This is a genomic window from Mesorhizobium sp. USDA 3734 (assembly GCF_056279665.1).
The window spans coordinates 1,127,061-1,150,109 of record NZ_JBWCCW010000001.1 but is presented as its reverse complement, the minus strand read 5'-3'; the positions used below and the strand labels follow the sequence as shown (position 1 = coordinate 1,150,109).

The 23,049-nt window shown below is 62.0% G+C and carries 22 protein-coding genes; 15 read left to right on the top strand and 7 right to left on the bottom strand.

The window, feature by feature from the left end; translation table 11 throughout:
- The first annotated feature begins 9 nt into the window (after positions 1 to 9).
- From ACZ89F_RS05420 to ACZ89F_RS05385, 8 genes are all read left to right on the top strand, one after another.
- Complete coding sequence (locus tag ACZ89F_RS05420; protein ID WP_476090747.1) at positions 10 to 1,440, top strand: type II and III secretion system protein family protein; 1,431 nt, start codon at positions 10 to 12, stop codon at positions 1,438 to 1,440.
- On the top strand, positions 1,427 to 1,711 hold the full coding sequence (locus tag ACZ89F_RS05415) for a hypothetical protein (protein ID WP_476090746.1): 285 nt from the start codon (positions 1,427 to 1,429) through the stop codon (positions 1,709 to 1,711). The genes ACZ89F_RS05420 and ACZ89F_RS05415 overlap by 14 nt, the downstream gene beginning before the upstream one ends.
- Before the next feature lie 75 nt (positions 1,712 to 1,786).
- Positions 1,787 to 3,295: a TadE/TadG family type IV pilus assembly protein gene (locus ACZ89F_RS05410; protein WP_476090745.1), complete on the top strand. Its 1,509-nt coding sequence runs from the start codon at positions 1,787 to 1,789 to the stop codon at positions 3,293 to 3,295.
- 4 nt (positions 3,296 to 3,299) lie between these two features.
- The gene (locus ACZ89F_RS05405; protein ID WP_476090744.1) at positions 3,300 to 3,794 is read left to right on the top strand and encodes a TadE/TadG family type IV pilus assembly protein; all 495 of its coding nucleotides are present in this window, start codon (positions 3,300 to 3,302) and stop codon (positions 3,792 to 3,794) included.
- Entirely contained in the window at positions 3,788 to 4,429 is a 642-nt protein-coding gene (locus ACZ89F_RS05400; protein WP_476090743.1) for a TadE/TadG family type IV pilus assembly protein, read from the top strand. The genes ACZ89F_RS05405 and ACZ89F_RS05400 overlap by 7 nt, the downstream gene beginning before the upstream one ends.
- Entirely contained in the window at positions 4,426 to 5,589 is a 1,164-nt protein-coding gene (locus tag ACZ89F_RS05395) for a CpaE/TadZ family protein (protein WP_476090742.1), read from the top strand. The genes ACZ89F_RS05400 and ACZ89F_RS05395 overlap by 4 nt, the downstream gene beginning before the upstream one ends.
- Positions 5,573 to 6,163 carry a L,D-transpeptidase gene (locus ACZ89F_RS05390; RefSeq protein WP_476090741.1) on the top strand — a complete coding sequence of 197 codons (591 nt, stop codon included), beginning with the start codon at positions 5,573 to 5,575 and terminating at the stop codon, positions 6,161 to 6,163. Before ACZ89F_RS05395 ends, ACZ89F_RS05390 begins: the two co-directional genes overlap by 17 nt.
- Complete coding sequence (locus tag ACZ89F_RS05385) at positions 6,160 to 6,747, top strand: hypothetical protein (protein WP_476090740.1); 588 nt, start codon at positions 6,160 to 6,162, stop codon at positions 6,745 to 6,747. The genes ACZ89F_RS05390 and ACZ89F_RS05385 overlap by 4 nt, the downstream gene beginning before the upstream one ends.
- A gap of 55 nt (positions 6,748 to 6,802) precedes the next feature.
- Here ACZ89F_RS05385 and ACZ89F_RS05380 read toward each other — a convergent pair whose 3' ends face one another.
- A complete protein-coding gene (locus tag ACZ89F_RS05380; RefSeq protein WP_476090739.1) occupies positions 6,803 to 7,336 on the bottom strand; it encodes a hypothetical protein in 534 nt (177 codons plus the stop codon).
- Positions 7,337 to 7,750: 414 nt separating this feature from the next.
- Here ACZ89F_RS05380 and ACZ89F_RS05375 point away from each other — a divergent pair, with 414 nt between their 5' ends.
- The 7 genes from ACZ89F_RS05375 (at position 7,751) to ACZ89F_RS05345 (ending at position 15,948) form a co-directional block, all read left to right on the top strand.
- Positions 7,751 to 8,638 (top strand): sugar phosphate isomerase/epimerase family protein, encoded by an 888-nt coding sequence (locus tag ACZ89F_RS05375; protein WP_476090738.1) that lies wholly within the window; start codon positions 7,751 to 7,753, stop codon positions 8,636 to 8,638.
- A 61-nt stretch (positions 8,639 to 8,699) separates the two neighbouring features.
- Positions 8,700 to 10,223: a sugar ABC transporter ATP-binding protein gene (locus tag ACZ89F_RS05370; RefSeq protein WP_476090737.1), complete on the top strand. Its 1,524-nt coding sequence runs from the start codon at positions 8,700 to 8,702 to the stop codon at positions 10,221 to 10,223.
- A 31-nt stretch (positions 10,224 to 10,254) separates the two neighbouring features.
- Positions 10,255 to 11,223 carry an ABC transporter permease gene (locus ACZ89F_RS05365; RefSeq protein ID WP_476090736.1) on the top strand — a complete coding sequence of 323 codons (969 nt, stop codon included), beginning with the start codon at positions 10,255 to 10,257 and terminating at the stop codon, positions 11,221 to 11,223.
- 44 nt (positions 11,224 to 11,267) lie between these two features.
- Positions 11,268 to 12,281, top strand: a complete 1,014-nt coding sequence (locus tag ACZ89F_RS05360; protein WP_476090735.1) for a substrate-binding domain-containing protein — start codon at positions 11,268 to 11,270, stop codon at positions 12,279 to 12,281.
- 172 nt (positions 12,282 to 12,453) lie between these two features.
- Entirely contained in the window at positions 12,454 to 13,662 is a 1,209-nt protein-coding gene (locus tag ACZ89F_RS05355) for an ROK family protein (RefSeq protein WP_476090734.1), read from the top strand.
- Positions 13,663 to 13,699: 37 nt separating this feature from the next.
- Positions 13,700 to 14,686 carry a tagatose kinase gene (locus tag ACZ89F_RS05350; protein WP_476090733.1) on the top strand — a complete coding sequence of 329 codons (987 nt, stop codon included), beginning with the start codon at positions 13,700 to 13,702 and terminating at the stop codon, positions 14,684 to 14,686.
- Positions 14,686 to 15,948, top strand: coding sequence for a D-tagatose-bisphosphate aldolase, class II, non-catalytic subunit (locus ACZ89F_RS05345; RefSeq protein ID WP_476090732.1), 1,263 nt, complete (start codon positions 14,686 to 14,688; stop codon positions 15,946 to 15,948). The genes ACZ89F_RS05350 and ACZ89F_RS05345 overlap by 1 nt, the downstream gene beginning before the upstream one ends.
- Before the next feature lie 285 nt (positions 15,949 to 16,233).
- On the opposite strand, the gene ACZ89F_RS05340 is transcribed toward ACZ89F_RS05345, so the two are convergent.
- From ACZ89F_RS05340 to groEL, 6 genes are all read right to left on the bottom strand, one after another.
- Positions 16,234 to 17,058 (bottom strand): carbon-nitrogen hydrolase family protein, encoded by an 825-nt coding sequence (locus ACZ89F_RS05340; protein ID WP_476090731.1) that lies wholly within the window; start codon positions 17,056 to 17,058, stop codon positions 16,234 to 16,236.
- A 49-nt stretch (positions 17,059 to 17,107) separates the two neighbouring features.
- Positions 17,108 to 17,965 (bottom strand): ABC transporter permease, encoded by an 858-nt coding sequence (locus ACZ89F_RS05335; protein ID WP_476090730.1) that lies wholly within the window; start codon positions 17,963 to 17,965, stop codon positions 17,108 to 17,110.
- 10 nt (positions 17,966 to 17,975) lie between these two features.
- On the bottom strand, positions 17,976 to 18,893 hold the full coding sequence (locus ACZ89F_RS05330) for an ABC transporter permease (RefSeq protein WP_476090729.1): 918 nt from the start codon (positions 18,891 to 18,893) through the stop codon (positions 17,976 to 17,978).
- 64 nt (positions 18,894 to 18,957) lie between these two features.
- Positions 18,958 to 20,157: an extracellular solute-binding protein gene (locus ACZ89F_RS05325; protein ID WP_476090728.1), complete on the bottom strand. Its 1,200-nt coding sequence runs from the start codon at positions 20,155 to 20,157 to the stop codon at positions 18,958 to 18,960.
- Between the two features lie 65 nt (positions 20,158 to 20,222).
- Positions 20,223 to 21,347 carry an ABC transporter ATP-binding protein gene (locus ACZ89F_RS05320; RefSeq protein ID WP_476090727.1) on the bottom strand — a complete coding sequence of 375 codons (1,125 nt, stop codon included), beginning with the start codon at positions 21,345 to 21,347 and terminating at the stop codon, positions 20,223 to 20,225.
- Positions 21,348 to 21,442: 95 nt separating this feature from the next.
- Positions 21,443 to 23,047 (bottom strand): chaperonin GroEL, encoded by a 1,605-nt coding sequence (groEL, locus tag ACZ89F_RS05315; protein WP_476090726.1) that lies wholly within the window; start codon positions 23,045 to 23,047, stop codon positions 21,443 to 21,445.
- Positions 23,048 to 23,049 lie beyond the last annotated feature (2 nt).

The following is a 23,049-nucleotide window of genomic DNA, read 5'->3' as shown; positions in this document are numbered from 1 at the left end:
GAGACGGGGATGCAGGGGTCTTGGTTGAGGATGGTGGCGGCGTTGTCCTGTTGGGCGGCGCTGTTGCTTTCGGGCCTTGCGGCCGATGCGGCCGACCGTTTCATCGATGTGTCGACCCCCAGCGTGCATCGAATTTTCCTGCCGATGTCGCAATCGGTGACGGTCCAGGTGAGTGCGAATCTGGGCGATATCGTCGTCGGCGACGAGAAGATCGCCGATGCCCAGCCGATGACCGACCGCACGCTTTATGTGATCGGCAAGGGCGCGGGCACCACAACGGTCAATCTGTTCTCGACGGACAAACGCTCGCTCGGCGTCCTCCAGATCGAGGTCGGCGTCGACGTCAGCGACATGGCGCAGGCGATCCGGCAAGTGGCGCCAAGGTCGCGCATTGAAATCGGCTCCGTCAACGGCAAGGTGAGGCTCGGCGGCCATGTCAAGGACGGAGCCACGCTGGCGACGATCCTGGAGGTTGCGCAGCAATATGGCCCCGACGCCGTCATCAATGCCGTCACCGTCGACGACAGCCAGCAGGTCAATCTCGAGGTGCGCGTACTGGAAGCCAAGCGCAATGCCGGACGCGATCTCGGCGTGTCGCTCCGGGGCAGAGGCAACACAACCACGTTTGGAACGGGCATCGCAGCTACCACTCCGCCGGGAGCAGACCCAGGAACCTTGGTGACCGGTCTGTTGTCGAAAACCAATCCATTCGCGTCACTCATCACCCAGGTGATCGACAGCAACATCAAGGTCGATTTGATCATCGAGGCGCTTGAGGCCAAGGGCGTCGTGCGCACGCTGGCCGAGCCCAACCTGACCACGCTTTCCGGAGAGCCGGCCAGCTTCAACGCCGGCGGCGAAGTGCCGATCCGCACTGTCGACAAAGATGACAAGATTAGCATCGTGTACAAGCAATTCGGCGTCAATCTTCAGTTCACCCCTGTCGTGCTCGCCGACGACAAGATTCATATGAAGCTGGCGCCGGAGGTCAGCGACCTGACCGGCTTCACCACCGCCGGCGACCCGATCTTCACCAACCGCAAACTCGACACCGTCGTCGAGTTGCGCGATGGCCAGAGCTTCGCCGTCGGTGGGCTTCTGTCCAGCAAGACCACCAAGCTGCAGAACCAGGTGCCGTGGCTCGGCCAGGTGCCGGTCATCGGCACGCTGTTCCGCAATTCGAGCAACCAGAAGGAAGAGACCGAACTGGTGGTGATCGTCACGCCGCACATCGTGCGGCCGGTGAAGCCCGGGGAGCAGCTGGCGACGCCGTTCGACAAGACACGGCCTGCCAACGATCCCGAATTCTTCGTGCTCGGCCAGCTTGAAGTGACCAAGGACATGGTCCGCAAATATGAACTGGGCGAAGGCGTCACCGGACCGTACGGCCACATGCTCGACTTCAAATCGAAGGACAAGATGCTCTATGTCAAGAAATAGCGCCTTGATCCTCATCCTGTGCGCCGGTGCGCTGTCGGGCTGCGCGGCGGACTATCTGAACCATTACGATTCGGTGACCCTGGCCGCCGGCGACACGCAGAAATTCAATTCGCTGCTGCAGACGGTCGACCCGCTCAACCCGGCTTCCAGGAATACCAGGATCGAAGGCGACGGCGCGCGCGCCGCCGGCGTTGCACACAGCTACAAATTTCCACCACCACCACCACCGCCGCCAGCGATCACTGTCAATGTCGGCACACCTACGAACTAAGGCACAGAAGGATGCGGTTTCGACGCGTCAGGTAAAACGAGGGATCCTGGCGCCATGGGATCAGAGAGTACGGTCATGTTGAGGACCATTCGTGCATTCTGGAACGATCAACGCGGCATAGCGATGATCCTCGTGACGATCATGCTGCCTGTTCTTGTTGGCTTCGCCGTTCTGGCAATCGATATGAGCCGGGCCAACGGGCTTCACAACGACCTGCAAAAAGGCGTCGATGCGCTCGCCCTTGCCGCAGCTGCAGAACTGGACGGCAGATCGGATTCGATCACGCGAGCAAACCTGGCGGTAACCACTCTTCTCAGCAACACGACCAAATTTTCAAGAGCAGGCAATCACACGCTTGCCCTGGCAGATGTGACCGTTAAATATTTGACCGGAATACCCACCGACGACAGCACTGGGCTGAGGGCTGACGGTGTTGACGCCAATGGCGTGAACTGGGCAAGCACCGACCCAAGGGCGGTTTCACTCGCAGAGGTGACCGTAAATCCGTCAGGGGTGACGAATGGCGCCGGCGCTTTTGCAGCGCTCTTCCCGATAAACTATCTCGGCGGCACAACCACCATCGACATCCAGCCCCAGGCAGTGGCCGGGTTCGTTCAGTCGATCTGCGAAACCGTGCCTCTCTTCATGTGCAACCCATTCGAGACGACCGACCCCCTGACCAGCAAGACCATCCAGCAAGCTTTTGCAGCCGGTCTCACTTACAGCCGCGAACTCCGCGTCCTCAAAGTCGACAGCAATCCCGGCCCCGGCAATTTCGGGCTGATCGACAACGATTTCGCATCACTGAGGGACGCGCTCGCTATCGGAACCGCCGGTACTTGCTACCGACGTGACGCGCTGACCACGAAAACCGGCGTCACCTTGGGCCAGGTCAACGCTGGTCTCAATGTTCGCTTCGACATCTACAGCACTTCGCTGAAGAGCCAGGACAACAATTGGCAATATCGGCCGGCGAGCAATGTGCGCAAGGGCGTGGATAAGACCGCGAACTGCAACAAATACAAGCCCAACACAGACGGAACGGCAATGGCGCTGCCGCCGGGCGACAGCTTCGATTCCGCAACCGGAATGACGAACTCGACTTGGGATCGCAACAATTACTGGCTGATCAACCATGGCGCGTCATACCCCTCCGTCCCGAGCACCACCAATCCGACCGGCACCGCTGTGCCGGCTTCCAGATATGACGTCTATAAATACGAGATCGCGAACGGACGCGTCGCCGACAAGTCCCTGGCGCCGACCAAGGAATCAGGCGTTCCGGCGTGCTTCAAAGGCACGACGCCGACAGCTGATCCCGATCGGCGGCTGCTCAACATGGCAATCGTCAACTGCATCGCCAACCGAGACAAGATCAATGGCCATGTCCAGCTCAAGCCGGACGGCTATGCGAGCGTCTTTTTGAACAGCCCTATCCAGAAGCAGGACAACAGCAAGGACGACGAAGATTCTTCGGCCGGCGAGAAGCCCATCAGCCTGGAGATCGTCGATGTCGACGGTGGGTTTGCGAATAACACCCTTCTCGACAAAGCATTCCGCAACGAAGCACAGTTGTACCGGTAGCGCCATGTTGATCGCACTGGGCCAGGCCATCCGCCGATTCCGCAGCGATGAAAGCGGCGGCGCTCTGGTAGAGGCGACACTCGTCGTTCCATTCGTGCTGCTTCTCTCGGCCGGTGTGTTCGAATTCTCCAACGTTCTGAACAAGCGCCTGCTGCTCGAGGCTGGCGTGGAAGACGCAGCACGCTATTTGGCGCGATGCAATGACAGCAATTGGGACAATTGCGTCACCCTTGCAAAGAACCTCGCGGTCAATGGCGCCATCACCGGTGGCAGCCTAAGAGTTCCCAACTGGGACGTTTCGCAGGTCCATGTCGACAGAACTTTCTTCCCAGCGGTGGATGGCAGCGGGACTCAACTCTATCTCAGCAGCACCGGAACCGTCGTCGTCGTCCAGGTCAGCACTTCGTTGCCTTACAGTGGCGTCGGGCTGCTGGGGCTTATAGGCATTGCAACCATCAACATAGATGCGTCCCATCAGGAGCGCGTATTCGGATGGTGAGGGCGAGCAAAAATTTCCGCGTGGATCAGTCTGGCGCCACCATGGTGGAGGTGACCATCCTCATGCCGCTGCTGCTGACCCTGCTGTTTGGCTTCGTCGATTTCGGCTACGCCTTCTACCAGTGGAATGCCGCCAACAAGGCCGTGCAAGCCGGCGCAAGGCTGGCGCAGATTTCCGCCCCGGTCGCCAGCGGACTTCTGCTTGAGGCAAAGACGCCCACCGACCCGCTGGACGTAGGCAAGCCGGTACCCGCCAATTCCACCACCTATAATTACATCTGTACAGCCGATAGTGCCGGGACTGCCTCATGCACTTGCGGCGCGAGCGCCGCGTGCAAGAACCTCAATGCCAGCCAGCCTGCGTTCGATTTCATCTTCAACGGCAGCGGCAGCCGGGCTGGAATGAATACGTTCCTGCCAATTTTAAAGAAGTCCGAGGTCAGGATCCAATATCAGGCATCCGGTCTCGGCTATTGGACGCGTCCCAGCGGGCCGGTGCCGACCATCACAGTCAGCATCACCAACCATCCCTTCCAGTTCTTCTTTCTGGGCGGATTGCTCGGATTCGCAAACATCACCATGCCCTCCATGCTGAGCACGGTTACGGGCGAAGACATGAAGAGCACCTGGCCATGAATGCCATCAACACCAAGGTTACGCCGACCAAGCGAAAGCAGGTTGCGCTGTTTTCGTCGGATCCGAATTTCAGGCGCGATGTGGCGACGCGGCTCGATGCGCTGGCGATCTATGACGTCAGGATTTCCGAGACGAACGACTTTCTCAAGGGGCCGCCCGCCGACACGCGCCCGGGCATCGTCATCCTCGATCTCGGCAATGGCGAGTTGCTCGGCAGGCCCGGCATCGTCGAGGCGCGCGCGCTGTGGGCGACCGTGCCGCTGATCGCGGTTTCCGACGAGCTGACGTCAGAACAGACGCGCGTGCTGGTGCGCATGAACGCCTCCGACTGGCTGCACAAGCCGCTCGACGGCAAGGAGCTGCTCAACGCGGTGACCTTCCACGACACCGGCAACCAGGGAACGAAAAGCCGGATCATCACCTTCATCGGCGCCAGCGGCGGCGCGGGTGCGACGACGCTGGCGCTTTCGGCGGCCGAATTCCTGGCTTCGAAATCGACTGAGCGCGCGGCGTCCACCTGCCTGGTCGACCTCGATTTCCAGAGCGCCAATTGCGGCGCCTATCTCAATTTGTTCAACCAGTTCGACCTTGCCGGCATCATAGGCCAGCCCGAACGGCTCGATGTCGAGTTGATGGATGTGATCAAGCTGTCGCGCCCGTCCGGCCTCACCCTCTACGCGTTTGAGAGGCCGCAACTGCCGTTCGAGCCGCATGGCAGCGATTTCGTCTTCCGGCTACTGGACCTCGTCGCCTACCGCTTCGACGACATCGTCATCGACCTGCCCAATCTCGAAACGCCCTGGCACAATTCGGTGCTTTCGACGAGCGACGAGATCTTCATCGTCTTCGAGCTCAATGTCGCTTCGCTGCGGCAAGGCAAGCGGCTCTACAAGAAGATCCGCGAGCTGCGCGGCAACGCGGTCAACATCACCCTGGTCGCCAACAAGCACAAGCGCAAATGGTTCGGGAACCACTTTTCGCGCAGCGAGCTCGAAAAGATCTTCAAGGCGCCGCACATCAAGTCGGTCGCGCTGGACAACGCGCTTCTGACCGATGCGCTGAACAGGGCCATCCCACCTTCCGAAGTGGATGGACGGGCGCGCTTCAACAAGGATCTGAAGCGGATGTTCAAAGAGCGGCTCGATGACGCTGCCCGATAAATATCGGATCGGCCGGAGGCTCGCCGGCGCCTGCGTGCTCGGCGTGGCGCTGGCGATGTCCGTCCACGATTTCGCCGACGCGCGATCGGCAGTTTCGGAACGGCCGCCGCTGCCGGCGATGGGGCCAAGTCTGCGCAAGGCCGTTGCCTTTGCAACCGCCGAGCAGCCGGGAACGATCATCATCCGCAAGGACGAGAAGGCGCTTTACCTGGTGACCCGCCAGGGCCAGGCGCTGCGCTACCAGATCAGCGTCGGGCGCGACGGGTTTGGCTGGACCGGCGTCGTCAAGGTGGGGGCGAAGACCGAATGGCCGGAATGGCGCCCGCCACAGGAAATGCGGGCCCGCCAGCCTGAGCTGCCGAAAATGGTGCCCGCCGGCCCCTACAATCCGCTGGGCGCAAGAGCGCTCTATCTGTCTCGTGACGGGCGCGACACGCTCTACCGCATACACGGCACCAACGATCCGTCGGGTGTCGGCTTCGACGGAACGTCAGGCTGTTTTCGTCTTACCAACACGGATGTGATCGATCTTTTCAAGCGCGTCGCGGTCGGCGCAAAGGTGGTGGTCCAATGACGACGATCAGCGAACCGGACATGCCGGCGATCGACATCGGCAACCAGGAACAGCGGGCCGTCGAAAGGCCCAGCAGCACAAGGACGGTCGGCATCATCGTCGCCGGCGGCGCCTTGCTGATCACCGCGATCAACATGGCGGCCGCGGTCTATCTCTATCGGGGCATAAGCGACCTGCGTTTCGTCGAAGCGCGGCTGGAGCAGCTCGGCGCGTTCGAGCAGCGGATCGCAGCGCGGCTCGACACGGTCAACAACGGCTTCCAGAGCCGGTTCGAGAAACTGGACAGCCAGTTGCAAGGCAGCTTCAACGAGATCGATGACAGCATTGCCCGGTTGGGACAGAATTTGCCTGTCGCCGGCGGCGAGGCCATGTCGAGTGCGGCGGAACCGTCCGAGATCACCACCAGCACGCTGGCGCAAGCGCCCGAAGCTCTCGATGGCGCGAGCACGAGCGAACCCGGCGTCATCGAAGCGCCGCCTGCGCCCAGGAAGAGGACCGCATCGGCATCGCCCCCTGCCCCAAGCTCTTCCTACCAGCGCATCGAGCAGCCTGACGGCAAGGTTTATTACCGAAGGATCAACTAGACTCTAGGGTCTGGATTTGGGCAGGGCGCAGGTAGCGAGCGCTGCCTGGAACGATCTAGAGATCGCGCTGCAGGGCCAGGATGCGGATGGCCCGGACGGACCGCTCTCGCGCTTCGGCGAGGAAGGCGATGTGGCAGTATGCACAGGCCACGGTGCCCAGAAGCAGCACCAGGCTGTTCTTCAAGGTGAAATCAACCGTCAACGAGAACGGAAGACCGTTGGGCGACGTGAATGCAGCGATCGTGCTCGCCGTTTCCGAGTGGCTGCCGACCGCGATCATCAGCCCGGCGAAAATCAGGGCGACATGGTTGGCGAGGAAGAAGAAAGCCGACTTTCTGGCGTGGCACGCTATCCAGCAGACGATCGATGCGGCGGCAAGGATGGCGGCGTCGACAGCCATCGAGCCGCCCAGATAGACATCGACCTGCTGCCAAAGCATCCCCGACAAGGGGCGCAGTTCAAGCCATAGCCACCAAGCGGTAGGGCTGGCTGGATAGGTGCCCAGCAGGAAGGTCGCCATGCGTTCCCCTGCCAGGACCGCAAGAATGAGAAACGGAAAAGCGAAAAGCAGAAGCGGCTTGCGTTTCATGTTCCCTCGACAATCTGCAAGCGAGGATAGGCGGCATAGATTGCGCGAAGCTTAACGGCTCTATCGAGATATCCTGGTGGCACCGGGCTTTAACCCATGAGGCGCCGAGTCAGCCCGTCTTCGGCTCGGTGCCGCATCCGCCCGAATGAGCCGTCCATTGCCATTCAAATTTGCACATAATGGCGATGTTTGTTGTGAAAAGATGCATATTTTCTCGCTCGGCCTAAGCAGAGCGAAGCTTTTTTACATTTCCAGATTTTTATACAACACTCTGTTTTTTATGTGTAATTTCTTATACCATCTGATCAATTCGAACCGGCCCTGTCAGAATCCTCTTGCACCGATGCTAAATTTTGGGCATCTAGGACTTAGTTTGTATTCTAAACATGCAAACTTAGTCATCGGAGGATCTGAATGCGGCGTCTTGGTATCCATTCATTTGTCTGGACAAACGGCCAGACCCAGGAGGGCCTGGAAATGGCGCTCGACAAGTCAGCAGAGCATGGCTACCGCCTGATCGAGTTCGCCTATCTGCGGCCCGAGAAATTCGACCTCGATCGCCTGGCGAAAATGGCCAAGGACCTGGACATCGATATCGTGGTCACCATGGGCCTGACGGCGGATGCGGACGTCTCGAGCGAGGACAAGGCCGTGGTCGCCAAGGGCAAGGTGCTCCTGTCCGACGCGGTCAAGGCGGTCCGTGACATCGGCGGCATCCGGTTGGGCGGTATTCTTTATTCGATGCACGGCAAGTATGACGGGCTGCCCACGCGCACCGGCTGGATGAACAGCGCCGATTCTATCGCCGCGACCGCCGAGGTGGCCAAGGATAGCGGCGTCGAGATCGTCCTGGAAGTGGTGAACCGCTTCGAGTCCAACCTCTTGAACACGACCGCGCAAGGCCTGAAGTTCATCAAGGACACAGGTCGAGACGACGTCTTCCTGCATCTCGACACGTTCCACATGAACATCGAAGAGGCGAGCCAGGCCGACGCGATCCGTCTGGCCGGTGACAAGCTCGGCTATTTCCACTTCAACGAGAACTACCGCGGCTATCTCGGCACCGGCACGATCGATTTCTCGAGCATCTTTTCCGCGCTGGTGGACATTGGCTTCCACAATCGCGACGTCACCTTCGAGAGCTTCTCCAGCGCCATCGTCGACGAGGCCCTGTCGCGTGTGTGCGGCATCTGGCGCGACACCTGGACCGACAACAATCCGCTCGCCGCGCATGCCAGGGCCTTCATCGAAAGCCGTTGGGAAGAAGCCGTTCGTCGGGCCGAGATCAACAAAGCTGCCTGAAAACGGAAAGGCTGCGGGCCGACAAGCGCCCGAGCCATCTCATCCCGGGGAGGACGGGAAGATGATGCAGAACGAAGGTATCACCAACGAGAACGGCGCCGCTGCGCCGCTTCTCCTCAGCGCTGAAAATGTCGCGAAGAGCTTTGCTGGCGTTCCCGCTCTGGTCGATGGGCGGATTCGGCTCCGCGCCGGCACGGTCAATGCCTTGTGCGGCGGCAACGGTGCCGGCAAGTCGACCTTCCTCGGCGTACTGATGGGGATGCTGCGGCGCGACGCCGGATCTGTCGTGGTGAAAGGCCGAGAGGTGAATTTCTCGTCCCCCGCCGAGGCGCTCGATGCGGGTATCGCCATTATCACCCAGGAGCTTAGCCCCTTCCTGGACATGACCGTCGCCGAGAACCTTCATCTTGGCCGGGAACAGCGGCGCGGCCGCTTCTTCGTGGACGACAAGTGCATGCTAAGCGACGCGCAGGCGATCCTCGCGCGGTTGAAATTCAACATTCCCGCTGGTGCGCGGCTGCGCGATCTTTCGATCGCGCAGGCCCAACTCGTCGAGATCACCAAGGCAATCAGCCGCCGCAGCGACATCCTCATCATGGACGAACCCACCTCGGCCATTGGCGAGCGCGAGACGCAGATGCTGTTCGACGCGATCCGCACTCTGACCGCGCAAGGCGTCGGCATCATCTATGTCTCGCATCGCCTGACCGAGATCTTCGAGATCGCCGACGACTACACGGTTTTCCGCGACGGCCGTTTCGTGGGCGGCGGATCGATTTCCGAAATCGACCGCAAGGGTCTGATCCGGTCGATCGTCGGCCGGGACCTGCTGGACCATCATCGCGAGCCGAAGGATACCGGCCGGCAGAAACCCTTGCTCGAAGCCCGAGGCTTTGCGTCGAAGGGAAAGTTCGCCGACATCGACATGACCGTGCATGCGGGAGAGATCGTCGGCATATACGGGCTTCTCGGCTCCGGCCGCAGCGAGTTCGTGAATGCGCTCTACGGAAACGAGCCGCGGGATTCCGGCCAGGTGCTGATCGAGGGCAAGCCCATCGATCTCAAGACGCCCGCCGATTCCATCGGCGCCGGCATTTCGCTGGTCACGGAGGACCGCAAGCAGACGGGCCTGTCGCTGACCGCATCGGTCGCCCACAACATCACCGTGGCCAACCTGCCGCATTATGCGCGCAAGGGCTTCATGAACGGACCGGCCGAAGCCAGGAGCGTGGTCGAGCACATCAAGCGCTTCTCAATCAAGACGGCGTCGCCGGACCTGCCCGTGCAATCCCTGAGCGGCGGCAACCAGCAGAAGGTTGTCCTTGCGCGCTGCGTCGACACCAACCCCAGGATCCTGATCTGCGATGAGCCGACACGCGGCGTCGATGAAGGCGCCAAGCGCGAGATCTATGCCTTCCTTGCCAATTTCGTGAAGGCGGGAAACGCCGTGCTGATGATTTCGTCCGAGGTGCCGGAGATCCTCGCCAATGCGGATCGCATCGTCGTTTTCCGCCGTGGCCGCATCGCCGGCGAGGTCGCCGGACCCGAGGCCACCCAGGAAACCCTCGTTCATCTGGCTTCCTAGCCAGACGGCCTATTTCGTGGAGGAGAAGTCAATGATATCCGCCAGTCAAGACATGAGCGGCATGAGCCTGGGAAAGTTCATCGCCCGCTATGGCATCGTCATCTCGTTCGTCCTGCTGTTCGTCGTATTGTCGCTGGCGTCGCCGAACTTCCTGTCCACCAACAATCTGCTGAACGTGCTGCGGCAGGTCTCCATGAACGGCGTGCTGGCTGTCGGCATGACCTTCGTGATACTCACGGCCGGCATCGATCTGTCCATCGGCTCGCTCCTGGCGCTGGCCGGTGCCGTGGCGGCCAGCCTGGTCACGGGCGCGGATGCGTTCAATCCCCTCGTGGCGGTTGCAGCTGGCGTGGCCGTGGGCGCGCTTTGCGGTGCCCTCAATGGCGGGCTGATCGCCTACTTCAAGGTGCCGGCCTTCGTCACCACGCTCGGAATGCTGAGCGTGGCGCGCGGCGCAACGCTGCTTTACAGCGGCGGCCGCCCGATTCCCAATCTCAGCCTCGAATTCCGCTGGCTCGGCCAGGGTCTCGTGCTCGGCATACCGGTACCGGTGATCATTTTCGCCATCGTCTTCGCCGTCGCAGCGGTCGTCCTTCGCTACTCTATCTACGGAAGGCGTGTCTATGCGGTGGGTGGAAACCCGCGCAGCGCGAAGACGAGCGGCATCAACACCACCGGCATCATATTTTCAGTCTACGTCATCATGGGCGCGCTGGCCGGTCTCGCGGGTGTCATGCTCACGGCCCGCACGACGTCCGCCCTGCCACAGGCGGGCATCGGCTACGAACTCGATGCAATCGCGGCGGTGGTCATCGGCGGAACGAGCCTCACCGGAGGCATCGGCCGCATCGGCTACACGCTGGTTGGCGTGCTGATCATCGGCATGATCAGCAACGGTCTCGATCTGATGGGGGTGTCCTCATACTACCAGCAGATCATCAAGGGTTCGATCATCGTCCTCGCGGTGCTGATCGACCGCTCCCGAGCCGGGAGAGAGTAACAGGCGTAAGCGGCGCGGCCGCACGCAACAAGGAGGAAATGCACATGAGAATGACAAGACGCTTCCTGATGGGAGCAGCGGCCGGCCTTGCACTTGCAGGCATGACGTTCGGCGGGAGTTCGGCCGACGCCAAGACGCTGAAAATCGCGGCCATCGTCCAGAGCCTCAACACCGAGTACAATGTTCTGTGGGCGGATGCTGCCAAGGCGCACCCCGCGTTCGCAGACGGTACCGCCACACTGACGGTTCTCGACGGTCGCCAGGACGTGCTGACGCAGTCGAACCTGTTCGACACAGCCATCACCGACAAGTATGACGCGATCATCTTCATCCCGGTCGATATCGACGCGGGCAACGAACCTATCGAGCGCGCAAAGGCAGCCGGCATCCCGGTGTTCGGTTCCAACACGATGGTTTCCAATACCGCCCTCTACGACGCCTACATCAACTCCAACGATGTCGAGGCAGGCGAAATGCTGGCCAAGGCCGTGATCGACCAGGCCGGCCCACAGGCCAAGGTCGTGATCCTGGAAGGGATGCTGGGCCAGTCCGCCCAGGTGCAGCGGCTTGAAGGGATCCAGAAGGTGCTGAAGGAAAATCCCGGAGTCATCATCCTGGAGCAGAACACCGCCAACTGGTCACGCGCCGAGGCCATCACGCTGATGGAGAATTTCCTGACCTCGCATGGCGATGCGATCCAGGGCGTCCTGGCTGAAAACGACGAGATGGCCGTCGGCGCCATAGAGGGCATCCGCAACCACGGCCTGGATCCCAAGACGGTCCCGGTCGCCGGTGTGGACGGCATCAAGGACGCACTTGAAGCCGTCAAGCGCGGTGAGCAGTCGATGTCCATCCTCCAGGATGCCAACGGACAGGCGCAAGGGGCGATCGACCTTGCGCTGCACAAGATCGTCGGCGACGGCTACAAGCCGCGCGCGGCCGTCTGGGACGTCAACGGCGGCAAACTCGCCTGGAACGACGGCAAGGAGCAGCACTACTACGTGCCGTGGCTGGCGGTGACCTCTGAGAATGTAGACAAGGTGCTTGTCGGCAATTGATGCTGCAACGGTGAGGATGCCGCTCGCGGCATCCTCCTTTGCGTCCGGCGCGGCGGGGAACGGCTTGCCTTGGACATCGGGCGATTCATTCTTTCTTTGAGGACGTTGCGTTGCCGCAGGAGAAACAGGCTCGGGTGAAGTATAGGCTGGGAACGAACATGCGGAGTCCGCCATGAACCATGCAACCTTCGCCAGCAGCTCGCCTCGCAGGATCCGCCAGAGCAATTCGGTGGCAACGCTGAACGCGCTCCACCGCCTCGGTCCCTTGAGCCGGGCCGATCTCGCCAGGCATATGGGAGTCAACCGCTCGTCCGCCGGCAATATCGTCCTGGAATTGGTCGAGGCCGGACTCGTTCGTGAAGTATCGGAGAACGATGTCGCGAATTTGCCAGGCCAGCCCAGGGCCGGAAGACCGGGCATCCTCGTGGAAATCGTGCCTGAAGCCGTTTTCTTCGCCGGCATAGAGATCGGCGTCGAACACATCACATGCGTCGAGATCGATCTCGCTGGCAAGATCGTCCGCAGCACCACGACCCGCTTCGAAGGACACGACAGCGATCCGGAGGTCGCGGTCCGCATGGCGATCGACCAGACGTTTTTTGAAATGCGGAAGGATGGCCTGGCGCGATGTCAGGGCCTCGGCATCGCGGTGCCCGGACAAATGGACCAGAACGGTTTCATCCACGTCGCGCCGATCCTGGGATGGCGCAATGTCGATCTCACAGGCCTTGCCCGCAGCCTTCTTCCGGCCGAGATCCCGGTATCCGCGGAAAATGACGGCAATGCATTTGGCATAGGCATCACATACAGCCAGCCGGAAGCGGCGAGCGGCGTAACGTTCTTCATGGTCATCGAAAACGGTGTCGGCGGCGGAATCGTGATCGACGGCAAGTTGTTCCGGGGCGGCAATGGCCTGGCTGGCGAAATCGGCCACCTCAAGACACGGAACCCGGCATACCGGAATCTGGAGCAGGCCTTCGGGCGCGACCGCATCTTGTCGTCCTATCGCCAGTACGATCCGGACGCCGATCTGGACATATTCCTGCGTGACGTCCGCGATCGTGTTCCTCATGCGGTGCAACTCGCCGAGGAATGGGCTGCCTTGTTCGCATTTGCAGTCGTTCAGATTTCGCGGTTGATCGATCCAAACCGCATCGTGCTGGGCGGGTCGGTCGCGGAACTGTACCCATTGGTCGCCGCACGCGTCGACGCGCATATCCGCGAGCTTCAGGCTGCGACCTTTCCCATCCCCGAGATCGTTTTCAACGAGAGCGCCATCTATGGAGCTGCCTTCGGAGCCGCTTGCATGATGCATCAGCGCTTCATGTCACTCGACAACCAGATGCTCAACAAGGACGCGGTTTCCGACTCAGCCTCGTAAAATCGCAAACGACACCACACCCAGGATTGGACGCTTGATGAACGACACCCCCAAAGCGCTGGCACCAGACTCGCTCGGGCCAACCGTGACCATTGGAGAAATATTGGTAGAGATCGTCGCAAGAGAGATCGGTACCGGCTTCCGGGAACCTATCGACCTCATTGGTCCCTTTCCGAGCGGCGCGCCCGCCATCTTCATCGATCAATGTGCGCGCATGGGCGGAGCGGCCGCGATGGTGGGCGTGATCGGCGACGACGATTTCGGCTTCGTCAACATCGAGCGCCTGAAGCGGGACGGCGTCGACATTTCCGCCATCGCTGTTTCCCCGGACTATCCGACGGGCAGCGCCTTTGTTCGCTACCGCGAGAACGGAAGCCGCGATTTCGTCTACAACATCGCCAAATCCGCCGCTGCTCGGCTGGAATGGACCCCGCAGGTCGAGGCGTTGATCGCGCGTTGCGGGCATATCCACGTCATGGGAACGGTGTTCGCAAGCCCCGCCGCCTGGGCGATCACCGAACGGGCGATCCCCTTGGTCAAGGCTCGCGGCGGCACCATGTCGCTCGATCCGAACCTGCGCAAGGAATTGCTGGCGCACGGCCAGACCGAGGAGAAATTCGCGGATCTGGTGGACAAGGCGGACCTGCTGCTGCCGTCGGGCAACGAGTTGTTCCTGGCCGCCGGCATGGACGGCGAGGAACGCGCGATCGAGGCGCTGTTCAAACGAGGGGTCAAGGAGATCGCCGTCAAGCGCGGCGAACATGGCGCGTCGGCCCGTCAACACACCGGCGCCCGCGCCGATTGCTCAGGCCTTATCGTTGAGGAAACGGACCCCACTGGCGCCGGCGACTGTTTCGGCGGAGCCTATGTCGCATGCCGGCGGCTGGGCATGCCGCTGCAGACCGCGCTCGAATTCGCCAACGCGGCAGGGGCGCGCAACGTCACACGCCTCGGCCCCATGGAGGGAGCCGGCACGCGTGCCGAACTGGAAGATTTCATGGCAAGAACGGCGAGAAGAATCTGATGCGTGTGGCGATCGAAGAATTGCCGGCCCTGCACAGGGAAGGAAAGAAAATCGGGGTGACCTCGGTGTGTTCGGCACACCCGTTGGTGCTGAAAGCTGCACTGCGCCACGGCCGGGAAACCGGTACCACCGTCCTCATCGAGGCGACGTGCAACCAGGTCAATCACCTCGGCGGTTATACAGGCATGACGCCGGCCGATTTCGCGGCGATGGTGGACGCGCTAGCGGTAGCCGAGCAATGTCCAAAAGAGCTGATCGTGCTTGGCGGGGATCATCTCGGCCCCAATCCCTGGAAAGACCGACCTGCCGAGGAGGCGATGGCGCAGGCCGGGACCATGGTCGATGCCTATGTCAGCGCCGGCTTCCGCAAGATCCACCTCGATGCTTCTATGGGCTGCGCGGGTGAGCCGGCGGCGCTCGACGACCACACGGTGGCCGAGCGTGCGGCCAGGCTGGCGGGCGTCGCCGAACAGGCGGCAGCGCAGAGCAGCGGGGCAAGCCCGGTCTACATCATCGGCACGGAAGTGCCGCCACCCGGCGGCGCCGATCACGCATTGGATGCGATCACCCCGACCAGTCCGGAGGCCGCTCGCCAGACACATGCCATTCACGCCAGAGCATTCCAGGCCGCCGGGCTTGAAAGCGCGTTTTCCCGCGTCATCGGCCTTGTGGTGCAGCCGGGCGTCGAGTTCGGCAACCAGAATGTGATTTTCTACGATCGGGCGAAGGCCCGCGATCTGGCGGCAACTCTGAACGCATCGCTCATTTTCGAAGCCCATTCGACGGACTATCAGGGCGAGAGGCCGTTGCGTGAACTCGTCGAGGACGGCTTCGCCATCCTCAAGGTCGGCCCAGAGCTGACCTTCAAACTGCGCGAGGCGCTGTACGCGCTCGACCTGATCGCTTCCGATCTGGTACCCTTCTATGGCGAGCGGCCGCTCTACCACGCCATGGAAGAGCTGATGCTCGATGCTCCCAAGAATTGGGCAAGCCACTATCACGGCAGCGATGCCGACAAGCGGACGCTGCGCCACTACTCCTATTCGGACCGCATCCGATACTATTGGGCGACCCCGCAAGCCCGTGCCGCCTGCGACCGGCTCTTCGATACGTTGAAGGGCCGGAAGGTGCCGGTGACGCTGTTTCTCCAGCACCTGCCTTCGGCAGTCACCTGGGCTGACCGCGCCTGCCACGGCGAGAAGATCGCGATCGATCACGTCCAGCGAAGCATCGAGGTCTACGCTCGGGCATGCGGCACCTGAACCCCGCGGCCGGCCCCTCGAGGCCAGAGCCGACGGGCTGGGCGGGCGGCTGGAACGCTTACAGCGATGGCCTCAATCGGATCGGCTTTGGAGATTGTGCCCGGTCTCGTTGCCCTGGATCAGATCGGACAGGATGCGGCCCATGCCGGGTCCTATGCCGAAGCCGTGGCCACTCATCCCGGTCGCAATAACGAGACCCGGTACTGCGACTGTCGCGGACACCCCAGGTAAGTCGTCGAAGCCGCCATAGAGTGACATCCTCACGGTGAGGGGGATGAACGCACTTTACGAAATCCGGTAGGTGTCCGGGCGCCGGTCCTTCCAGGGAGAAAGTTCGAACTCTCCCGCCTTGACAGCAATTGTTTTGTTGCGGGCGCGCTCAACATCGACGCTGGCGACGAGAAGGCCTTCCGAGCGGCCGAAATTGCCGATCACGGTGCCGAGCGGATCGATGATCTGACTTTGACCGAGGAAGGTGGCGTCGCCCTCGGCGTCGGCCCGGTTGGCGACGAGGAGGTAGATGAAATTCTCCGCCGCGCGGACCCGCGTAAACTGCTCGGCCAAGATCGCCGACTGGACTGGCCAGTTGGTAGGCAGGGCAATGAAGTCTGCACCCGCCAGCGCAAGCGAGCGCATGATTTCGGGAAAGCGGATCTCGTAGCAGATCGCCACGCCGACCTTGCCCACGCGCGTTTCGAACAGCGACAATTCGGTGCCTGGCGGCTCGTCGACGAAGCGGTCGGCGCCGAGGAACGGGAGGTGGCGTTTGCGGTGTACGCCGATCACGCCCGATGCGCCCACGACAGCGGCAGAATTGTAGAGTTTGTCCCCGTCCGCCTCGAGGAAGCCAACGATCACCTCGACATCGTGCTTGCCGCACAAGGCGACGATCTCGCGCATCTCGGAGCTGCCGGCCGAGATAGCGCCGGCGGCGGCGCTGGCGCGGTCGGCGAACATATAGCCCGACAGGTAGCACTCAGGCAGAATGAGCAGTTTTGCGTCTCGAGCCGCGGCATCGCGCAGATGGCCGTCCATGGCGTCGAGATTGGCGCGCACGTCACCGAGCTTTGCGGGGACTTGTGCGACGGCGACGGTTACGATGTTGGTCAATTGAGCCTCCGGAATCGTTTCGGGGAAATTGTGTCGGGCCCTTCCGACCTCACTTGCGCGCGAACAGCAGGAAGAACAGGCATCCCATCACCGGCAGGGTGACCGCCAGGATGAGCGTCGAGAGGGAAAAGACGATAGGCACCTGCGATTGCTGCGCGGAGGCCATGGCCCAGTTGTAGACCGGCATGGTGGTCTCGCTGCCGCGCAGAAAAGTCGAGCGCAGCAATTCGTTGAACGACAACAGGAAACTGAAAATCCCCGCTCCCGATATGCCCGGCATGAGCAATGGCAGCTCGATGTCGAGGAAGCAGCGCAGCGGCTTGGCGCCAAGGTCTTCGGCGGCCTGGATCAGCTTCACGTCGAAGCGAATGGTGACGATCAGGATCAAAAGCAGCGCAAACGGGAACGCCCACACCATATGCCCGATGAACAGCGACCACATGCCCAAGCGCAGGCCGAGCGTCGTGCGCAGGAAGACAAATAGCGCGGCCCCGATCGTCAGCCCCGGAACGAATAGCGGCAAGAGCGCCACGAACAACACGCCGCCCGGCCTTTTTAGCCGCACCAGCGCGCGCGCCAAGAACGTGCCGACGATCATGCAGGCCAAGGCAACGATAAGTCCCAAGACAACACTCTTGATGAAGGGCGCGTGCCACTTGTCGTTCGCGAACAGCGCCCCATAGTGGGCGAAGGTCAGGGGATAAGGTTTTCCGGACAGCGGCTCGGCGCTGAACGACATCACGCCGAGCCAGATCAGCGGTCCATAGATGAGCGCGAGAGCACCGCAACCCAGCACGATGGCCACCACATTCCATCCCGACGATTCGGCGATTCGGTCGAGGAACCGCCGCCGCACCCGGGTTCCGAGAGGCGACGACATTGCGTTCATTTCCGCGGCGCTGGTCATGGTCGGCCTCCTAACGGTCAAGGCTCTGGAACAGGGACGACATCTTGAAGCGTCCGCGCAAACTGACGATCAACACCGCGAGCATCAGGACGAGCACCGCGATGACGATGGTCGAAAGCGCCGCCGCGACTGGATAGTTGAGGTTCGTCAGCGCGCTCTGGATGGATTGGCCGAGCAGGTTAACCTGGCCACCGCCAAGCAGTTGTGGCTCGATCCAGGCTGCCATGAGCGGCACGAAGGTAAACACGATGCCGCCGACGATCCCGGGCATTGCCAAGGGCAGGATGACGAAGCGCAAGGTCTGCAAGCGGCTGCCGCCCAGATCGGAACTGGCCTTGATGAGATCGTCGTCGATGAGGCTCAGCGTCAGGAAGATCGGGAAGACGGCGGTCGGGAAGTAACTGCCGAACATGCCGAAGTTGACGGAGAAATCCGAATAGAGGAGCCAGGTCAACGGCTTGTCGATGATACCGCTGCCGACCAGGAGGTTGTTGACGACGCCGTTGGTGCCGAGGATCGAACGCCAGACTATGATCCGCGACGAGGTATCGATGAAGAATGGAATGGTCAAAAGCGTGATAATGCCGGCTCGGACGGCATTGGAGCGGCAGTCCTTGGCCAGCCAGAGCGCAAAGGGAAACGCTACAAGGATTTCAAGGAAGGTGACGCTCACGGCAAAGCGTATCGTGCGCAGCACGACCACCCAGCGCCCCGTTTCGGCAAGACTGACCCATGTGGCGAACGTTGGATGGTAGACAATCTGGTACTGCCGCATGCTGAAGAAGCTGAACGCGGAAATGATCAGCAGAGGAAGCACGACCACGCCGATCCACATCACAAGGAACCAGCCGGTAAACCAACCGGTGGCGGTGCCTGGCAGGCGCCAACGGCGGCGGGGCGATGATGATGGAGCGAGAGCGGCGGTCATGCCTCAACCTTTCCCCGCCGAGGACCAGCCCGGCGGGATCGATTTGGGTCTTCGTTGGTGATGGTCAGGCGCTCAGGAAGCGCTGCCATTCCTGTTCCATGGCGTCGGCGTTGGGCGCCGTAGGTTTGGCCCAGAACGCATTCGGATTCGACATCTTGCGCGAAATCTTCTTGTCGGTTGCACGCAAGGCTTCGACCTGATCGCTGCTCCAGCCGGCTTTCTCGGCGTATTCCACGCCCAGATCCATGTTCGGACCAGCATAGGACCGATCGCGCGCCTGGAATGCCCTGAATTCACCGCCAAGGAAGTAGTTGAGGACGCGATAAATGGCCTCGCCATTGCCCCGCGCCAACGCCTGCGCCGGAATATAGGCGCCATGGCCCCATTTCTTGCCGCCCTCGACCGCGTAGGCATAGACCGGAGCCTTGTCCTTCATGGTCTTCTCCGCTTCCTTCACCGCTGGCTCCCAGCATTCCAGGACGTCGACTTCACGGTTCTGGATGAGTTGCACCTGCTCCTCGAAGCTGTTGTGCAGCGTACGGAACGTGCCGGCCTTCTTGCGCTCGACCGCATAGTCGACCACGGCCTTGGCCTGCTCAGGCGTCAGGTTCGCCGGGTCCTCGATCTGGAGACGGCCATTGACCCGCAGGAAATTCGCCATGCAGGCGAGCGATTGCGAGAAAACGCGATCCAGCGCGACGCGACCGCGCGTCCTGTCGTCTTCGTACAAGACCGAATAAGGGATTGCGTCCTGACCGTTGGGATTGGCGCCGATGGCGTCCGGGAAATAAGCGAAGGCATCGCAATTGCCGAGGATCGGCACGCCGTAGGTCTTGCCGTCATACATGCTGATTTCGGACTTCTTCCAGAAATCGGGCGTCCGGTCCCACAGGTCGAGCGCCGGATTGGTCTGGTCGATTTCCGCATAGAAGCCCTGCGGCCCGAGGATGTTCTGGGTGCCACCGTCGAAGATTAAGATATCGTGCGTCTCGCCGATATTGTTGGCGAGCGCGTCGCGCATGAACACGCCGATATCCGCATCGGTCGGCGTGAATTCCAGCTTGATGCCCGTGGCCTTCGTGATGAGAGTCGGATCTTCCATCTGTGCAGTGGTGACGCCATAGGCGTGCAGCACGATCTCCTGCGCAAATCCGAGCCCGGCAAAGCCGAGACTTGATCCGGCAAAGGCGACGCCGACGGTGGCGGCGGATTTCATGAACGAACGCCGGCTCATGCCGGACATGGGGTTTTCTGATGCAGGCATATGTTCTCTCCCTTTTTCTGGTTGTTCCCGTGCCTTGACGGTCGCGGAATTGTGGATGGATCAGATCAGAGATCCATGACGGTGCAGGTATCGTGCGACCAATGGATGTATGTGGGCTCGACCGATGCGGCGCCGACATCCCAGAGACGGGACCGGATCGGCCCCACCGCAGTGTCCAGCGTCAGATCAAGATACTTTCCCTTGTAGACGGAGGCCGTGCGGTGGCATGGAAATTCGTTGGCCGACTTGGTGCCCTGCGGCTTGTCCGAAAGGCGCACGCGTTCGGCGCGCACGCCGACCACCGCCGTCGCACCGACGCGCGGGTTGGATTTGCCGCACCAATGACCGGTGATGGAATGGCCTGCGGTGTCCAGCGTCACGTAAGGCAGTGCGACCCTCTCGATGATGCCCTCGAGAATGTTCTCCACACCCATGAACCGGGCGACGAAAGCGCTGTTCGGGCGGTCGAAAAGCTCGGTCGGCGGGCCCTCCTGGGCGATCTTGCCCGACTTCATGAGAAGGACACGATCACTCATGGTCAGGGCTTCTTCCTGGCTGTGAGTGATGTAGACGAAGGTTATGCCGAGATTGCGCTGGATGGCGATCAACTCTTCCTGCATATCGAGGCGCAGTTTCTCATCGAGCGCGCCGAGCGGCTCGTCGAGCAGCAGGATGGCAGGCCGGGTGACAAAGGCGCGCGCCAATGCGACCCGCTGGCGCTCGCCACCGCTCAACTGATGGATACGGCGCTCGGCGGTACGCGCCAGACGAACGAGCTCAAGCGCATCCATCGCCCGCTCGCGGCGCTGGCCGGCTGGAACGCCGCGCACTTTCAGCCCGTATTCCACGTTCTCCCGCACCGACATGTGGGGAAACAGCGCGTAGTGCTGGAACACTGTCGTGCAGTCGCGATCACTGGCGCCAAGCTCCGACACATCGGCGCCGCCGATGCGGACCGCCTTCGCGGCGGTCGGCCGTTCCAGTCCGGAGATGATGCGCAGCAGTGTCGTCTTGCCGGAGCCGCTTTCGCCAAGGATCGTCAGGAACTCACCCTGTCGCGCAACCACGGTCACACCGTCGAGCGCCACCACCCCGCCATAGCGATGGGTCGCCTCGATAACCTCCAGCATGGGCGGTTTGGCCGGCTCGCCGGCGTCATTTGGCAATGTGGATGATCTGGTTTCCGGCATCGTAGCTTCCTTCTGCGCGTCGGAACGCCAACGCGTCTGACACCCGGTGGCCTCACCGGCCGTGGGAGTGATGGTGTGACGAGACGGTCCTGGCATCATGCCGCCCCCCGGTTGCTTCGTTTCGATGACGCGGTCGCAGCCGCGACCGAGGCAAGCGTGGCGGCCGTCGAGACGGCGCGAAGCAAGGCCCCGACTGTGATTTCGCATGGGTCGATGATACCCGCCGCGAACAGGTTGGTGACCCGATCGCTGGCGGCATCATAACCGCTGGCGACATCGGACGCGGCAGCCACGAGGCCCGCAATGTGCGTCGCGTCGCGCCCACGATTGCCGACAATGGCGAGCAGAGGAGCAGCCAGAGCCTTCGTCAGCACGCTGGCGGCTGCCCGCTCGATCTCGCTGGCGCTCGCAGCCGGGGCCGCCTGCATGGCCGCGCGCAAAAGGCTCGTCCCGCCGCCCGTCACGACACCGCCAGTGCGCGCGCTCGTTGTCGCGGCAACCGCGCATTTGGCGGTCTCCAGACGCTGGTCGAGAGCGGGCTTTGTCACCGCGCCGACCCGAACGGTGGCAATCATGCCGGAAAGGCGAGCCAGCCTTCGCTCATGCTGCTCGCGGTCATAGGCAAGATGCCGCGCGCTTGCGATCGCGCCCCGTATGTGGGCCATGCGCGCTTCGAGCGCCCACCGGTCGGCAGCGCCGCCGGCAATCGCGGTGTGGGCACGGCCAATTTCGATGCGACCGGTACGACCGACCATGGCGGGCTTGATGTCGGCGAGGCGGTGGCCGGTCTCGTCATCGATCAAAGTGGCGCCTGTGGCCGCGGCGATGTCGCCCAGGTTCATGGCCTTCCAGTCACCCACCCCCGGCGCCGCCACCGCGCAGACGAGTGCGCCGGCCTTGCGCCGGTTGAGCACCAGCGTTGCCAATGCTTCGCCCGCCACCTCGCCGGCAATGACGACAAGCGGCTTCTTGCGCTGGGCGAACACTTCCAGGATCGGCAGGATATCGTCGAACCGATCGATGCGGCCACCGACGACGAGGATGTAGGCGTCGTTATAGATCGCCTTGCCAAGTGCTTCGTCCGTGACGAAGACCGGCGAAAGCCAGCCGGTGTCAAAATGCAACCCCGGCCGCGTCTCGACCTCGTCACCGACGCCGTGCCCGGCCTCGACGATAACAGTCCCTGCCCTGCCAACAGCATGAAACGCCTCACCGATCGCTCGACCGAGATCGGCAGCGCCTCCGGCTGCGGTCGTCGCGACCGCCGACAGCGTACCGATGTCCTCTGCAGGAACGGCGCCTGCCCTGATTTGCACCGCGATCGCCTGTGCATGGCGAACAACAGCTTCGCCCAGATGCCGCGGGTCATGCCCTGCATCCATCATATTGACCAGGCCGACCAACACGGCTCGGGCAAGCACGATCGCCGTCGTCGCTCCATCGCCGAAATCGCGCGACATTTCCCAGGCTAGCTGGCGAAGGGCTTGGACGCCGCACTGCGCAACCGGATCGGCCGTCTCGAAATGCGTTGCAACCGCGTAGCCGCTGCCACCGACAAGCGGCGCCGCCGTCCCGCGATCGATCAGCACGGCGCGACCGACCGGTCCAAGCGTAAGCTCGACCAGATCGGCAAGCCGGTCCGCGCCGCGCAGGATGCGTCGCGGCGTTCGGCTCTCGAATGCTGGGGGGCGTCGCAGCATGG

What these genes read in the sequence shown, in the direction of transcription:
- ACZ89F_RS05400 (WP_476090743.1), top strand. Translation starts at nt 3,788, where the DNA reads ATGGTGAGGGCGAGCAAAAATTTCCGCGTGGATCAGTCTGGCGCCACC.
- ACZ89F_RS05385 (WP_476090740.1), top strand. Translation starts at nt 6,160, where the DNA reads ATGACGACGATCAGCGAACCGGACATGCCGGCGATCGACATCGGCAAC.
- ACZ89F_RS05415 (WP_476090746.1), top strand. Translation starts at nt 1,427, where the DNA reads ATGTCAAGAAATAGCGCCTTGATCCTCATCCTGTGCGCCGGTGCGCTG.
- ACZ89F_RS05355 (WP_476090734.1), top strand. Translation starts at nt 12,454, where the DNA reads ATGAACCATGCAACCTTCGCCAGCAGCTCGCCTCGCAGGATCCGCCAG.
- ACZ89F_RS05420 (WP_476090747.1), top strand. Translation starts at nt 10, where the DNA reads ATGCAGGGGTCTTGGTTGAGGATGGTGGCGGCGTTGTCCTGTTGGGCG.
- groEL (WP_476090726.1), bottom strand. Translation starts at nt 23,047, where the DNA reads ATGCTGCGACGCCCCCCAGCATTCGAGAGCCGAACGCCGCGACGCATC.
- ACZ89F_RS05360 (WP_476090735.1), top strand. Translation starts at nt 11,268, where the DNA reads ATGAGAATGACAAGACGCTTCCTGATGGGAGCAGCGGCCGGCCTTGCA.
- ACZ89F_RS05350 (WP_476090733.1), top strand. Translation starts at nt 13,700, where the DNA reads ATGAACGACACCCCCAAAGCGCTGGCACCAGACTCGCTCGGGCCAACC.
- ACZ89F_RS05405 (WP_476090744.1), top strand. Translation starts at nt 3,300, where the DNA reads ATGTTGATCGCACTGGGCCAGGCCATCCGCCGATTCCGCAGCGATGAA.
- ACZ89F_RS05390 (WP_476090741.1), top strand. Translation starts at nt 5,573, where the DNA reads ATGACGCTGCCCGATAAATATCGGATCGGCCGGAGGCTCGCCGGCGCC.
- ACZ89F_RS05395 (WP_476090742.1), top strand. Translation starts at nt 4,426, where the DNA reads ATGAATGCCATCAACACCAAGGTTACGCCGACCAAGCGAAAGCAGGTT.
- ACZ89F_RS05410 (WP_476090745.1), top strand. Translation starts at nt 1,787, where the DNA reads ATGTTGAGGACCATTCGTGCATTCTGGAACGATCAACGCGGCATAGCG.
- ACZ89F_RS05380 (WP_476090739.1), bottom strand. Translation starts at nt 7,336, where the DNA reads ATGAAACGCAAGCCGCTTCTGCTTTTCGCTTTTCCGTTTCTCATTCTT.
- ACZ89F_RS05345 (WP_476090732.1), top strand. Translation starts at nt 14,686, where the DNA reads ATGCGTGTGGCGATCGAAGAATTGCCGGCCCTGCACAGGGAAGGAAAG.
- ACZ89F_RS05330 (WP_476090729.1), bottom strand. Translation starts at nt 18,893, where the DNA reads ATGACCGCCGCTCTCGCTCCATCATCATCGCCCCGCCGCCGTTGGCGC.
- ACZ89F_RS05370 (WP_476090737.1), top strand. Translation starts at nt 8,700, where the DNA reads ATGATGCAGAACGAAGGTATCACCAACGAGAACGGCGCCGCTGCGCCG.
- ACZ89F_RS05335 (WP_476090730.1), bottom strand. Translation starts at nt 17,965, where the DNA reads ATGACCAGCGCCGCGGAAATGAACGCAATGTCGTCGCCTCTCGGAACC.
- ACZ89F_RS05325 (WP_476090728.1), bottom strand. Translation starts at nt 20,157, where the DNA reads ATGCCTGCATCAGAAAACCCCATGTCCGGCATGAGCCGGCGTTCGTTC.
- ACZ89F_RS05375 (WP_476090738.1), top strand. Translation starts at nt 7,751, where the DNA reads ATGCGGCGTCTTGGTATCCATTCATTTGTCTGGACAAACGGCCAGACC.
- ACZ89F_RS05320 (WP_476090727.1), bottom strand. Translation starts at nt 21,347, where the DNA reads ATGCCGGAAACCAGATCATCCACATTGCCAAATGACGCCGGCGAGCCG.
- ACZ89F_RS05365 (WP_476090736.1), top strand. Translation starts at nt 10,255, where the DNA reads ATGATATCCGCCAGTCAAGACATGAGCGGCATGAGCCTGGGAAAGTTC.